This window comes from Paraburkholderia sp. RL17-368-BIF-A (genome assembly GCF_046054045.1).
GTDB lineage: Bacteria > Pseudomonadota > Gammaproteobacteria > Burkholderiales > Burkholderiaceae > Paraburkholderia > Paraburkholderia graminis.
Window position 1 is genome coordinate 63421 of the sequence record NZ_JARESN010000005.1, and the last position, 13965, is coordinate 77385.

Annotated in this window: 14 protein-coding genes; 5 read left to right on the forward strand and 9 right to left on the reverse strand. The window is 62.6% G+C overall.

Going from position 1 to position 13965, the window contains the following annotated elements:
• The first annotated feature begins 501 nt into the window (after positions 1 to 501).
• The gene (locus tag P0D87_RS10790; RefSeq protein WP_321175772.1) at positions 502 to 975 is read left to right on the forward strand and encodes a DUF805 domain-containing protein; all 474 of its coding nucleotides are present in this window, start codon (positions 502 to 504) and stop codon (positions 973 to 975) included.
• A 346-nt stretch (positions 976 to 1321) separates the two neighbouring features.
• Here the strand turns inward: P0D87_RS10790 and P0D87_RS10795 are convergent, their stop codons facing one another.
• From P0D87_RS10795 to P0D87_RS10815, 5 genes are read right to left on the reverse strand one after another with little or no spacing between them, the layout of a single operon-like run.
• Entirely contained in the window at positions 1322 to 2053 is a 732-nt protein-coding gene (locus tag P0D87_RS10795) for a PqiC family protein (protein ID WP_053857522.1), read from the reverse strand.
• A complete protein-coding gene (locus P0D87_RS10800; protein ID WP_029970448.1) occupies positions 2050 to 3708 on the reverse strand; it encodes a PqiB family protein in 1659 nt (552 codons plus the stop codon). Before P0D87_RS10800 ends, P0D87_RS10795 begins: the two co-directional genes overlap by 4 nt.
• Positions 3701 to 4351 (reverse strand): paraquat-inducible protein A, encoded by a 651-nt coding sequence (locus tag P0D87_RS10805; protein ID WP_006047923.1) that lies wholly within the window; start codon positions 4349 to 4351, stop codon positions 3701 to 3703. The genes P0D87_RS10800 and P0D87_RS10805 overlap by 8 nt, the downstream gene beginning before the upstream one ends.
• A gap of 8 nt (positions 4352 to 4359) precedes the next feature.
• A complete protein-coding gene (locus P0D87_RS10810) occupies positions 4360 to 5151 on the reverse strand; it encodes a paraquat-inducible protein A (RefSeq protein ID WP_053857523.1) in 792 nt (263 codons plus the stop codon).
• Positions 5133 to 5366 (reverse strand): hypothetical protein, encoded by a 234-nt coding sequence (locus P0D87_RS10815; RefSeq protein WP_307251689.1) that lies wholly within the window; start codon positions 5364 to 5366, stop codon positions 5133 to 5135. Before P0D87_RS10815 ends, P0D87_RS10810 begins: the two co-directional genes overlap by 19 nt.
• A gap of 199 nt (positions 5367 to 5565) precedes the next feature.
• Between P0D87_RS10815 and P0D87_RS10820 the strand changes: the two genes are divergently transcribed.
• The 4 genes from P0D87_RS10820 to P0D87_RS10835 all read left to right on the forward strand — a co-directional run bounded on the left by P0D87_RS10820 (position 5566) and on the right by P0D87_RS10835 (position 8962).
• On the forward strand, positions 5566 to 6126 hold the full coding sequence (locus tag P0D87_RS10820) for a cytochrome b (protein ID WP_006047921.1): 561 nt from the start codon (positions 5566 to 5568) through the stop codon (positions 6124 to 6126).
• Positions 6127 to 6134: 8 nt separating this feature from the next.
• A complete protein-coding gene (locus P0D87_RS10825; protein WP_006047920.1) occupies positions 6135 to 6698 on the forward strand; it encodes a YceI family protein in 564 nt (187 codons plus the stop codon).
• 50 nt (positions 6699 to 6748) lie between these two features.
• Complete coding sequence (locus P0D87_RS10830) at positions 6749 to 7330, forward strand: YceI family protein (RefSeq protein ID WP_006047919.1); 582 nt, start codon at positions 6749 to 6751, stop codon at positions 7328 to 7330.
• A 354-nt stretch (positions 7331 to 7684) separates the two neighbouring features.
• Positions 7685 to 8962, forward strand: a complete 1278-nt coding sequence (locus P0D87_RS10835) for an MFS transporter (protein ID WP_029970443.1) — start codon at positions 7685 to 7687, stop codon at positions 8960 to 8962.
• A gap of 99 nt (positions 8963 to 9061) precedes the next feature.
• Here the strand turns inward: P0D87_RS10835 and secF are convergent, their stop codons facing one another.
• From secF to tgt, 4 genes are all read right to left on the reverse strand, one after another.
• Positions 9062 to 10012 (reverse strand): protein translocase subunit SecF, encoded by a 951-nt coding sequence (gene secF, locus P0D87_RS10840; protein ID WP_006047917.1) that lies wholly within the window; start codon positions 10010 to 10012, stop codon positions 9062 to 9064.
• Positions 10013 to 10030: 18 nt separating this feature from the next.
• The gene (gene secD / locus P0D87_RS10845; RefSeq protein ID WP_006047916.1) at positions 10031 to 12106 is read right to left on the reverse strand and encodes a protein translocase subunit SecD; all 2076 of its coding nucleotides are present in this window, start codon (positions 12104 to 12106) and stop codon (positions 10031 to 10033) included.
• Between the two features lie 116 nt (positions 12107 to 12222).
• Entirely contained in the window at positions 12223 to 12555 is a 333-nt protein-coding gene (yajC, locus tag P0D87_RS10850; RefSeq protein WP_006047915.1) for a preprotein translocase subunit YajC, read from the reverse strand.
• A gap of 198 nt (positions 12556 to 12753) precedes the next feature.
• Complete coding sequence (gene tgt, locus P0D87_RS10855) at positions 12754 to 13929, reverse strand: tRNA guanosine(34) transglycosylase Tgt (RefSeq protein WP_006047914.1); 1176 nt, start codon at positions 13927 to 13929, stop codon at positions 12754 to 12756.
• Between the last annotated feature and the right edge of the window lie 36 nt (positions 13930 to 13965).

The window sequence follows — 13965 nt, forward strand, 5'->3', positions numbered from 1 at the left end:
CCTGGCTTGCTTTGGCCTTGTTTTCTCTGTGGTCTATTTGCGTTGCCCCTGTGCGGGGCGGCACTCACTTTCTTTGCCGCCGCAAAGAAAGTAAGCAAAGAAAGCGGGCTTACACCGGTGGCTTATAAGTGGGTCCCACTGGCTCGCTTTGGCCTTTCCTTGATTTCGCGGTGGTCTATCGGCGTTGCCCCTGTGCGGGGCGGCACTCACTTTCTTTGCCGCCGCAAAGAAAGTAAGCAAAGAAAGCGGGCTTACACCGCCAGCTTATAGATGGCTCCCCCGGTTCGGAGGGCGTGGCGGTGCGGCAGACATCCGTGCTCTCGCGCATTCGGCGTTAGTGACAAGGCAGTCATGCTTCCCGACTTGCACTGCGTGCTCGCCGGGAGGGTTGCTTCCGGCGCGCACGCCGCTTCGCGCACGACCGGAAATCGCGCCTGTTGTCTTGCGAAATGTCCCACGCCTATCCCGTTCTCGCCGGCGTAGTCTTGTATTGGGTGCCACGTGGAAGTCTGGTCAGAGCTGCACAGCCGTCGCAACCAGTGCTGCACACGTTTCCACGGTCTTAATGGCATCTATCGCGCACCGTTCTTAACGGCGCGCGGTTTTTTCGGTCGTTTCTATCAGAAAGACAAAAACATGAAATGGTATCTGCTAGTGCTTTCGAAGTACGTTGAATTCAGTGGACGAGCGCGTCGCAAGGAATACTGGATGTTCCTACTGTTCAACGTAATCATCGGGATTGCCTACGGAGTCGTGCTGGTCATCCTCGATCTGGAAGAGTCCAGGTTCTGGCGCAACCTTTATCCCTTGCTGGTGTTCCTTCCGGGCCTGGCGGCGCTGGTTCGTCGCATGCACGATTCCAACCGAAGCGGTTGGTGGGCCCTTTGCCCCGTCGCCAACCTGGTGTTTGCCTGCTTCGAGGGAACGCGAGGCCAAAACCGCTTCGGCCCCGACCCAAAGCAACCAACGCAATGAGCGAGCGCTGACCCTTCAATAGAGCGAAAAGCGAAAAGCGAAAAGCCAAACAGACACCGCAGCGAACCCTTCCGACGAGCACGAGTGCGAGTCGGGAAGCATGACTGCCTTGTCACAAGTGCGGAGTGCGCGAGAGCACGGATGTCAGGCGCACCACTGCCCACTCCGAGCAAGGGGCTCCATTTATAAGCTAGCGGTGTAAGCCCGCTTTCTTTGCTTACTTTCTTTGCGGCGGCAAAGAAAGTAAGTGCCGCCCCGCACAGGGGCAACACAAATAGACCACAACGAATTCAAGGAAAGGCAAAAAAGAAAGCAAAAGAACCAACGTGAAAAGCACAAAAACCAATCACCGCCCAGCAACACCCGCATCCAAAGCAGGACACCCCGGCACACTACCGCGAGCACTCGCCTTCCCCCCCTGCGAAGCAGAAGCAGAACCCGCAGCAGCAGCCATAGCCTGCAACGCAGCAGCCACCTGCGCCGAAACACGCATCAAAGCCCGCCGATGCCCATCAACAAGCGCATCATACCCACCACCGACAGGCTCACTAACAACACTCCTGCAAGTCATCACAGCAGTACTGCGCACCGCCCGCACACTCCACACCGCATCGATCAGCGCATGCGACCCGGGCCACGACTCGAACCGCTGCACATTCATGCTCACGCGATACACCGGCGTCGCATCGGAATAAGCCGTCCCGTACACATCAATCGTATTGAGTTGCTGAGTGAGACTGGTCGACAACGCGCGGCGCAGTTCATCGCCGGGCAGCGACGCCCAGCGATCTTCTTCCAGCACCTTGACCTGCGTCGGTCCCGTCTGCACGACGAGCTGAGTCTTCGCGACTTGCGGCGGCACATCGATAGGCGCGACTTCGATCAGCCACGCGGGCGCCGCCGACGTCCGCAAGCCCGACGCCGCAGCGGACGCAGCGCCATTCACATCGCCCAACGTATAAAACCGGCTACTCGGCGACGCACACGCCGCGACCGCCAGCACCGCGGCGAGCGCGCCGGCACGAACAGCGCTGCGCGCCACTCCGCGCGACAAACGGGGGAGTCGAACGAACATCATGGCTTGTCTCCTGCTTTACCGCGCAACAACGATTCCGGGTGGCGCTCGAGATAATCCGACAGCGCATTCAGCGACTGCAACGTGCGCGTCAATTCCTGCAACGCCTGATGCACATCCGACTGCAACGGCGAGTCCTGCTGCAACGTCGCCTCGGCCGAGCCGAACGTCTGTTTCGCGGCGGCCAGCGTGTCGCGGGCTTGCGGCACGACTTCCGTGTCCAGTCGCTTGAAGAGCTGGTCGGCATTCTTCAGCGCGCTGTTCAGGTTGTTGCCGATCTGATCGAACGGCACCTTGTCGAGCTTCTTCGCGATGTCGGCGACCTGCAATTGCAGTTCGTCGAGCGTGTTCGGAATGGTCGGCAATTCGAGCGGGTCGCTGGCTACGTCGACGGTGGCCGGCGGCGCCTTCGGGAAAATATCGAGCGCGACGTACAACTGGCTCGTGATCAGATTGCCCGTGCGCAACTGGCCGCGCAGTCCGTGCTTGACGAGTTGTTGCAGCAGCGTCTGACCGGCGAGGCTGCCCGGCGTCGGCGCGGTCTCGCGGAAGCGCTTGCCGAGGCGGTCAGGGTAAATGTTCATCGTCACCGGCATGGTGAAGCTGCGCGTCTTCGGATCGTAGTCGATGCCGATGTTGGTCACCTGACCGAGCACGATGCCGCGGAAATCGACCGGCGCGCCGACCGACAGACCGCGCAGCGACTGGTTGAAGTTCATCACGACGCGCAGCGGCACGCCGTCCGGCTCGCGCATCGCGTCGCCTTCGTCGGAACCGAGGCGGAACGTCATGTTGTTCGGCGCCTGCGCGCCCACGCCCTGACCCGGCGGCGACTGGAACGACAAGCCGCCGACGATTACCGTCGCGAGCGACTGCGTGTTCAGCTTGAAGCCGCTCGAATCGAGCCGCAGATCGACGCCGCTCGCATGCCACCAGCGCGAATTGGTGCCGACGTACTGGTCGAACGGCGCGGACACGAACACCTGCATGGTCACGCCGGTGCCGTCCTTGTCGAGCGAGAAGCCGACCACCTGGCCGACCTGCACGCGGCGATAAAAAATCGGCGAGCCGATGTCGATGGAGCCCAGCGAATCGCCATGCAGAATGAACTGGTGGCCCTTCTGATCGCCGGTAATCGGCGGCGGCGTCTCGAGGCCGACGAAGTTCTTCTCGCTGTCCGGCGAATGACCGGCGTCCGCGCCGATATAGGCGCCGGAGAGCAGTGTGGTGAGGCCCGACACGCCGCTCGCGCCCACGCGCGGCCGCACGACCCAGAAGCGCGAATCCTTGACCGCGAAGTCTTCGCCTTCCTTCGTCAACTGCACCTGCACGAGCACGTGCGAAAGATCCTTCGACAACGTGATCGACTTGACCGCGCCGACGTCGACGTCCTTGTACTTGACCTTGGTCTTGCCAGGCTCTAGCCCTTCCGCGCTGATGAAACTGATCGTGATGGTCGGGCCTTTTTCCGTCACCGATTTGATGACGAGCGCAATGCCGATCAGCGCGGCAATCAGAGGGATCACCCAGACGAGCGACGGCAGCCAGCGGCTACGCGGCTCGATGTCGGGGTCGGGCAGTTGGGGCGGCAGCTTCGGTCCGTTCGAATCGTTGCGCGGCGCATCGGAGGCGGGCGTCGGTCCTGGCGGGCTAGTCATGTTCGAGGTCCTGAGGTTTTTGGGTACTGCCGTCCACGTGGTCCCAGATGAGCCGTGGATCGAATTGCATGGAGGCCATCATCGTCAGGATCACTACCGAGCCGAACGCAATCGCGCCGGGGCCGGCCGTGATCACGGCAAGCGATTTGAAACGCACGAGCGCCACGGTCAGCGTGACGACGAACACGTCGAGCATCGACCAGCGGCCGATCCGCTCGACCATCCGGTAGAGCGTCGTGCGCTGCTCCGGCCGCCAGCGCGAGCGTCGCTGCGCGGTGACGGTGAGCAGCACGAGCACGCTCAGCTTCAGCATCGGCACCATGATGCTGGCGATGAACACGATCACCGCGAGCGGCCAGTCGCCGGAGGTCCAGAAATAAACGACGCCGCTCATGATGGTGTCGTCTTCGGAACCGAGCAGCGACGACGTGTGCATGACCGGCAACAAATTTGCCGGAATATACAGCAAGGCCGCGGCGATCAGCAGCGCCCAGGTTCGCATCAGACTGTCGGGATTGCGCGAGTGCAGATGTGCGCCGCAACGCCCGCAGTGCTGCGGCGTGACCGAGCGGATGCGCGGCTCGACGCGTCCGCACGCATGGCAGGCCACGAGCCCCGCGCGTTTTGCGGTGACGTATTTCATCGCGCGGGTCATCCTCGATTGGAGGCCGGCGGGGCGCCGGGAGTGGTGCCGCGGCCAAGGTCGCTGCGTGTGTCGCGGCTGGAGTCGGCTTCGTCGCCGGCTTGCAGCAGCGGCGGCGCGGGCGGGCCGGCCATCGAGCCGAGCGCGGCTGCCGCGCTGTCGGCCGACGTGCGCGGCAGCGGCCGCTGGCCGCGCGCGCCGAGTTCGTCGGCGAGGTCCCACAGAATGCGCGGATCGAACGTGACGACCACGGCGAACATCAGCGTCAGCGCGCCGAACGCGAAGAGCGCCGCTTCCGGAATCACGCGCGCGAGACTGACCATCTTCACGATGGTGATGAGCACGCCGAGCATGAACACTTCGATCATGCCCCAGGGCCGCACGAACTGGATCGCGCGCAACACGCGGTTAAAGCCTCCCGGCACATAGCCGGCGCGCAGCGGTACCAGCACGTAGAGCAGCGCGACGAGTTCGGTGAGCGGAAAGAGAATCGTCGAGCAGAACACCATGACGGCGACGATCTGCATGTTCTCGTTCCACAGCGCGACGAGCGCACCGAACAGCGTGGTCTGCGAGGTAATGCCATTAGTCTCCAGCTCGACGATGGGAAAGCCCTGCGCGATCAGGAACGTGATCAGCGCGGCGAGCGTCATGGCGCTGATGCCGTCGAGCTTGCGCGATACGCCCGCGTAGAGCGTCGCGCCGCAGCGCGGACAGCGAGCGACTTTGCGCCCGACAAGCCGTGGCTTGCGGAACAGCGTATCGCATTCATGGCACGCGATCAGGTTGTCATGTTCCATGCGGCAGCGGGCCAACGATATGTAAGTGAGCGTGCAATGCCGGTCGCAATTTCGGTGGCAATACTGGTTGCAATGCGGGTCGCAATGTGGCCGATACGGCGGGTCTGTAAAAATTCGTGGAGCAATAGTACCAAAAGGCATTGCCGTGCCGCGCCGGTGAGCGCGAAACGCTTGGCGCGCAACGGTTCTGACAGCGTCCGTCCCCAATTGTTCAACCGGCTGATCCGGGAACGTGAAGGCGTCTTTCGGTCAATTTCGCTTTGCCGCAGCCAGCTTTTTGCGCTTCGGGTAGCATGGCGGCCTGGTGCGTCTCGAAGGCCGCGGCGCCCGGCACTTTGGCGATGGACTTTACATCGGCGGGGAATAGCCGGGGGTGCCGCGCCGTTAACCTCTCTTAGCAAGCGTTGACCTGTCATGGCACACAATCCTTCATTCGGCGGCCGGGAGTCGTACACGCGGACCGCCATTGCGATTCATTGGCTGATCGCGCTGCTGATCGTTTGCGGCTTCGCGCTCGGCTGGGTGATGACCGACATTCCCGGTTTCACGCCGACCAAGCTGCGCTATTTTTCGTGGCATAAGTGGATCGGCGTGACCGTGTTCGCGCTCGCTGTCGTGCGCATTCTGTGGCGCGCGACGCACGGCGCCCCGGCGATGCCGCGCCGCATGCCCGCCTGGCAGCGCGGCGCCGCCCATCTCGTGCATCTGCTGCTGTATGCGTTGATGATTGCGATTCCCGTCTCCGGTTATCTGTATAGCTCGGCGGCGAACGTGCCGGTCGTCTATCTCGGGCTGATTCCGCTGCCGCGGCTGATCGCGCCGGACCCGCATCTGAAGGAACTGCTCAAGAACGTCCACATCGTGTTGAATTACACGTTGCTGACGCTGGTCGCGATGCACGTCGCGGCGGCGCTCAAGCATCAGTGGCTGGACCGCGACGGGCTGCTGTCGCGCATGATTCCCTTCCTCAAATAAGGACCACCATGAAGGTCTCGTTTTATCGCTACATGCTGGCGGCGTTTGCCGCAGCCTCGCTGACCGCGGCCGGCGGCGCGCTGGCCCAGGTCGACACCGCGAAGAGTTCGGTGACGGCTACCTCGAAGCAGATGAACGTGCCGGTCGAAGGCAAGTTCGGCAAATTCACCGCGCAGGTCAAGTTCGATCCGGCCAAGCCCGCCGAGGGCAGCGCGCAACTGAACATCGACGTGGCGAGCTACGATCTCGGCGACGAGAGCTATAACGATCAGGTCCGCGGCAAGGAATGGTTCGACGCGAAGACCTATCCGAGCGCGACCTTCGTTTCGAGCGCGATTGCGCCGGCCGGCGGCAATCAGTACAAGGTGACGGGCAAGCTGACCATCAAGGGCAAATCGCAGACGGTCGTGGTGCCCGTCACCGTGACGCAGCAGGGCGCGACGCAGGCGTTCGACGGCTCGTTGCCGATCAAGCGTTCGCAGTTCGACATCGGCACGGGCGAGTGGAAAGACACGTCCGTGGTTGCCGACGACGTCGTCATCAAGTTTCATATCGTAGCCGCACGCAAGTGACTTGCGCTGCGCGTTGAGCGCAGCCGTTCTTACCTGACTGGGAGCATGAATTGAAGACATCCACGTTGATCGCCGCCGGTGCATTGGCCTCCTGCGTTTCGCTTGGCGCATTCGCCGCCGCCGACACTTATCAGCTCGACCCGACTCACACCTATCCGAGTTTCGAGGCGGACCACTTCGGCGGCCTGTCGGTGTGGCGCGGCAAGTTCACGAAAAGCTCGGGCACGGTCACGCTCGACCGCGCGGCCAAGACCGGCACAGTCGAAGTGAACGTCGATGCGGCGTCGATTTCCACCGGCAACGGCAAGCTGGACGATCACCTGAAGACGGCGGAGTTCTTCGATGTCGCTAAGTTTCCCGCCGCGACGTACAAAGGCACCGACATCAAGTTCGACGGCGACAAGCCGTCGGAAGTGGTCGGCAGCCTGACGCTGCACGGCGTGACGAAGCCGCTGAATCTGAAGGTGGAGTCGTTCAAGTGCATGCAGCATCCGGTGCTCAAGCGCGAAGTGTGCGGCGTCGAGGCCAGCGCGCAATTCAATCGCGCGGATTACGGCATGGATTTCGGCAGCAAGTACGGCTTCAGCATGGAGACGAAGCTGCATATCCAGGCTGAGGGCATCAAGCAATAAGCGCTGGTGAGGGCGCAGCGGGCGCCTGCCCGCTTGCGCCTGCCGCTTGCGGTTGCGCTTGAGAGGATGCCGCCGTCGCGGCGCATCAAAAAGCAAACGGTCCGTTTTACCGCGCGTTTTACCGCTGTTCCGGCCGCTTCGTCGCTTTCGCGACGAAGCGGCTTTTTCATGGCGTCGCCGGAAATCGAAGGCGATCGAGGCGTTATGTGAGGCCGGTTCGACATTTCGCACTCGCGCCGCTTTAATTTTTCGGGTACATAGAGCGCTGGCACCGCATTGGTTGTGCGCGCATCCAATGCGGCGAGATCGGGCGTCGGCTCGCATCCATAATATTCGCGCGAACTGGAGATCTGCATGAACGCAACGACTGCAGCAAGCCTTGCGGGAAGCCGGCGAAATTCGTGGCGGGCGGTGATCGCCGCGTCCATCGGCAACGCGCTGGAATGGTTCGATCTCGTGGTCTACGGCTTTTTCGCCGTGGTGATCGCGAAGCTGTTTTTTCCGGCCGGCAACGACACCGTGTCGCTGCTGCTCACGCTCGGCACATTCGGCGTGTCGTTCTTCATGCGGCCGCTCGGGGCCATCGTGATCGGTGCGTACGCCGACCGCGCCGGACGCAAGGCGGCGCTCACGCTGTCCATCCTGCTGATGATGGGCGGCACGCTGATCATCGCGATTTTGCCGACGTACCGGAGCATCGGCATTGCGGCGCCGGTGATTCTCGTCATCGCGCGTTTGATGCAGGGCTTCTCGGCCGGTGGCGAATTCGGCAGCGCGACGGCGTTTCTCGCGGAGCATGTGCCGGCGCGGCGCGGCTTTTTCGCAAGCTGGCAGGTCGCGAGCCAGGGGCTCACGACGCTGCTCGCGGCCGGTTTCGGCGTCGTGCTGACGGGCAATCTGACGCCGGAGCAGATGGCGGCCTGGGGATGGCGCGTGCCGTTTTTCTTCGGGCTGCTGATCGGACCGGTTGCCTGGTACATTCGCACGAAGCTCGACGAAACGCCTGAGTTTCTCGCCGCGGAAACCACGACGACGCCGCTGCGCGATACCTTCACGAGTCAGAAGCTGCGGCTTCTGATCGCGATCGGCGCGGTCGTGCTCGGCACGGTGTCGACTTACCTCGTGCTGTTCATGCCGACCTTCGGCGTGAAGCAACTGGGGCTCGCGCCATCGGTTGCGTTTTCGGCGATCGCACTGACCGGCCTGATCCAGATGGTGTTTGCGCCGCTCGTCGGGCATCTGTCGGACCGGCACGGACGCACGACGATCATGCTGATCTCCGGCGTGCTGCTGCTCGTGCTGATCTACCCGGCGTTCGTCTATCTGGTCGCGCATCCTACGTTCGGCACGCTGATCGCGCTGCAAATCCTGCTCGGTTTCCTGATGACCGGTTATTTCGCGGCGCTGCCGGGCTTGCTGTCGGAGATGTTTCCGGTGCAAACGCGCACGACCGGCATGTCGCTCGCTTATAACATCGCGGTCACGGTGTTCGGCGGCTTCGGGCCGTTCATCATCGCGTGGCTGATCAGCTTTACCGGCTCGAAAGCGGCGCCGAGTTATTACCTGATTTTCGCCGCGCTGTTGAGCCTGGCGTCGCTGGTGGCGGCGCGACGGAAGTTGGGGTTCCGGTAGGCTCGTAAGCGGACATCGCGCGGTAAACGCAAAAGGCCGGTTCGTCGATGAACCGGCCTTTTGCTTTACAACGATGCACTGCGCGTTAGTTAAACGCCATCACACCTGCGCACCCGCATTCGGATCGTTCGGATCAACGCGTTCTTTCTTGTCCTTCACCAGATCCTCGCGCTTCACGCCGAACCACATTGCGAGCGCCGCCGCGACGAACACCGACGAGTAGATACCGAACAGAATACCGACCGTCAGCGCCAGCGCGAAGTAGTGCAGCGTCGGGCCGCCGAACAGGAACATCGACAGCACCATCATCTGCGTACAGCCGTGCGTGATGACGGTTCGCGACATCGTGCTCGTAATCGCGTGGTTGATGACTTCGATCACCGTCATCTTGCGTTCGCGGCGGAAGGTCTCGCGAATCCGGTCGAAGATAACCACCGATTCGTTCACCGAATAACCCAGCACCGCGAGCACGGCCGCCAGCACCGACAGCGAGAACTCCCACTGGAAGAACGCGAAGAAGCCGAGAATGATCACGACGTCGTGCAAGTTCGCGATCACACCGGCCACCGCGTACTTCCATTCGAAGCGGAACGACAGATAGATCACGATGCCCACGACCACGCAGGCGAGCGCGAGCAGGCCGTCGGTGGCGAGTTCCTTGCCGACCTGCGGGCCGACGAACTCGACGCGCTGCAACTGCACCTGCGGCGTATCGGTCTTGAGCGCGCTCATCACCTGGTCGCTCTGCTGCGCGGACGTCAGCCCTTGCTTGAGCGGCAAACGGATCAGCACGTCGCGCGAGGTGCCGAAATTCTGCACCTGCGCGTCGCCATAGCCGAGCTTGTTCAACGTGCCGCGCACCGGGTCGAGCGGCGCCGCGCCCGGATACTGCACTTCGATGACCGTGCCGCCGGTGAACTCCACCGACAGATGCAGCCCGCGATGCACGAGAAAGAACACGGCGGCGAGGAATGTCAGCAGCGAAATGGCGTTGAAGATCAACGCACGCTGCATGAACGGAATGTCTTTGCGAAAGCGGAAAAATTCCATGGTCTTGTTCTCCGGGACTCAGCGGGATGAACCCGGTTTCTGCGACGAGCTCGGCGTGCCCGGCGCGTTGCGGCGACGCACGGTCGGCTTGCCCGCGCGCGACTGCGCGGCGGCGGCCGGCGCTTTCTGCTTCGCGGCGGCGGCTGCGCTTGCCGCGCGCATGGCTTGCGCGGTGTCGGTTGCGGCGTCGTCTGCGGTCAGGTCATTACCGAGGTAAGCACCCGAGCCCGCAGCCGCGGTTTCCGGACGCCACACCTGGCCGATGGCCAGCGACTTCAGCTTCTTCTTGCCGCCGTACCAGAGGTTCACGATACCGCGCGAGAAGAACACCGCCGAGAACATCGACGTGAGAATGCCGATACAGTGGACGATTGCAAAACCGCGCACCGGACCGGAGCCGAAGGCGAGCAGCGCGACACCGGCGATCAGCGTGGTGACGTTCGAGTCGAGAATCGTCGCCCACGCATGCGCGTAGCCGTTCTGGATCGCCAGTTGCGGCGGCGCGCCGTTGCGCAGTTCTTCACGCACGCGTTCGTTGATCAGCACGTTCGCGTCGATCGCCATGCCGAGCGCGAGCGCAATAGCTGCGATGCCAGGCAGCGTGAGCGTGGCCTGCAACATCGACAGCACGGCGACCAGCAGCAGCAGGTTCACGGACAGGCCGATCATCGAGATCACGCCGAACAGCATGTAGTACGCGATCATGAAGACGGCGATCGCCGCGAAGCCCCACACCACCGAGTGGAAGCCCTTCTTGATGTTGTCGGCGCCGAGGCTCGGGCCGATGGTGCGTTCCTCGATGATGTCCATTGGCGCGGCCAGCGAACCGGCGCGCAGCAGCAGCGCGAGGTCGGCGGCGCCTTGCGGCGTGGCCTGGCCGGTGATCTGGAAGCGGTCGCCCAGTTCCGACTGGATGGTCGCCACCGTCAGCACTTCGCCCTTGCCCTTTTCGAACAGCACCATCGCCATCGGCTTGCCGATGTTGTCGCGCGAGACACTGCGCACCGCGCGGCCGCCGGCCGAGTCGAGGCGAATGTTGACGGACGGACGCTGATGCTCGTCGAAGCCCGCCGACGCGTCGATAATCCGGTCGCCCGTGAAGATGATCTGCTTTCTCAGCAGCACCGGCGTCTGGTTGCCTTGCGTGAACAGTTCGTCGCCTGGCGGCACCGGATCGGACGGATTCGGATGCGTGTTGACCGGATCGGCGAGGCGCGCTTCGAGCGTCGCCGTGCGGCCGATGATGTCCTTCGCCTTCGCCGTGTCCTGCACGCCCGGCAGTTCGACCACGATCCGGTCGGTGCCTTGCTGCTGGATCACCGGCTCGGCCACGCCGAGTTCGTTCACGCGGTTATGCAATGTGGTGATGTTCTGCTTGAGCGCGGCGTCCTGCACGGCTTTCTGCACCGTCGGCGTGAACGTGCCGACAAGTTGCACCGAGCCGTCCGGACTGTTTTGCGACGCCCATTGCAACTCGCCGATGCCGCGGCCCAGTTGTTTCGCGGCCGCATCCGCCGTCGCCTGGTCGGCGAAATTGATCACCACCGTCTGGTTGACGCGGTTCACGCCGCCGTCGCGGATATTGTTGTCGCGCAGGAGCGTGCGGGCGTCCGACGCGTCGGAGTCGAGCTTCTTGTTCAGCGCGCCCGCCATGTCCACTTGCAGCAGGAAGTGCACACCGCCGCGCAAATCCAGACCGAGATACATGGGCAGCGCGTGCAACGCGGTCAGCCAGCGCGGCGACGCGCTTTGCAGGTTCAGCGCCACGATGAACTGGGGGTCGTTCGGATCGGTGTTCAGCGACTTTTGCAGCAGGTCTTTCACGCGCAGTTGCATGTCGGTGTCGACAAGGCGCACGCGGATGTTCGCGTTGGCCGACGTGTTGTCGAACGTGACGTCTTCCGGCTTGATCTGATTGGCTGCGAGCGCGGCTTCGACTGCCGAGAGCGTGGTCGAGTCGAGCTTGACCGTTGCCTTGCCGCTCGACACCTGCACCGCTGGCGCTTCGCCGAACAGATTGGGCAGCGTGTACACGAGGCCGATGACCAAAGCCACCAGCATCACGGCATATTTCCAGAGGGGGTAACGATTCATGAGTGGTCCAACGGAAGGTTGGCTTGAAAGCGATGCGCCCGGCGATGAGCGCGGGCGATCCGGTCAGGTATGCGTGGATCGCCGGCGAGGCCGCGCCGGACGCTAGAGAGCAGGCCTTACAGCGACTTGATCGTGCCCTTCGGGAGAATCGTCGTGACCGACGCTTTCTGCACGGTGATTTCCGTGCCTTCCGAGATTTCGACGCCGACGTAAGCCTCGCCCACCTTGGTGACCTTGCCGACGATGCCGCCATTCGTCACCACTTCGTCGCCCTTGGCCATGGCGGCGAGCATGTTGCGGTGTTCCTTCTGGCGCTTCATTTGCGGGCGAATCATGATGAAGTACAGCACGCCGAACATGAGGATCAGCGGCAGGAAGCTCATCAGGTTTGATTCGATGCCACCACCTGTGGCCGTGCCTTGGGCGAAGGCATTGGAAATGAACGACACGTTGGTCTCTCCGTTATAGATCAATTCAATCAAAAAAATCAGCCGGTTATTCTACCACCGGCATTGCGCGCGTCGGCGCGGCGTTTCGGCTTTGCGATCAACCGCTTAAAGCCGATTTTTGCCGTCCGCGAAAGTGGATTGTAAGGTTTTTCGCTCGCTGTCTGATGATTCTTGTCCGCAATCAGATTGCGTTCGCCGTCATGGCGCGTCGTCGATGCCGCGCGCGCGGTTCTCGTGAAAGCGCTTGCGGAACGGCTCGAACATTTTCGCGTCGATTGCATCGCGCATTTCCTGCATGAGTTCCAGGTAGTAGTGCAGGTTGTGGATCGTATTCAACTGCGCGCCGAGAATTTCCCCCACGCGATGCAGATGATGCAGATAGCCGCGAGTGAAATTTCTGCATGTATAGCAACCGCATTGCTCGTCGAGCGGACGCAGCGAATTCTTGTGCGCGGCATTGCGGATCTTGATGTCGCCAAAGCGCGTAAAGAGCCAGCCGTTGCGCGCGTTGCGGGTCGGCATTACGCAGTCGAACATGTCGACGCCGGCCGCGACGCCCGCGACCAGATCTTCCGGCGTGCCGACGCCCATCAGATAGTGCGGCTTGTTGGCCGGCAGCTTCGGGCCGATGTGATTCAGCACGCGCATCATGTCTTCTTTCGGCTCGCCGACCGACAGACCGCCGATCGCGAGACCGTGAAAATCCTTCTCCGCGAGACCCGCGAGCGACTCGTCGCGCAGGTCTTCGAACATGCCGCCCTGCACGATGCCGAACAGCGCATTCGGATTGCCCAGGCGCCGGAATTCGTCGATGGAACGCTGCGCCCAGCGCATCGACATGCGCATCGAGTCCGCGGCTTCCTTGTGCGAGGTCGGCACGTTGTTGGTCGCGTACGGCGTGCATTCGTCGAACTGCATCACGATGTCCGAGTTCAGCACCTTCTGGATCTGCATCGACACTTCCGGCGACAGAAACAGCTTGTCGCCGTTGATCGGCGACGCGAACGTCACGCCGTCTTCGGTGATCTTGCGCAGGTCGCCGAGCGAGAACACCTGGAAGCCGCCCGAGTCCGTCAGGATCGGCTTTTTCCAGCCCATGAAGCCGTGCAGGCCGCCGTGCGCGCCGATGGTTTCGAGCCCAGGCCGCAGCCAGAGGTGAAACGTATTGCCGAGGATGATCTGCGCGTGCATTTCCTCGAGTTCGCGCGGCTGCACCGCCTTCACCGTGCCGTAGGTGCCGACCGGCATGAAGATCGGCGTTTCGACCACGCCGTGATTCAGCGTGACGCGGCCGCGCCGCGCCTGGCCGTCGGTGCCGAGCAGTTCGAACTTGAGGCCGTCCGCGGGCTGTTGCGTTTGATGACCGATGGTCATTGAAATGACTCCTGTGCTACCGGAAAACAGTCCGGC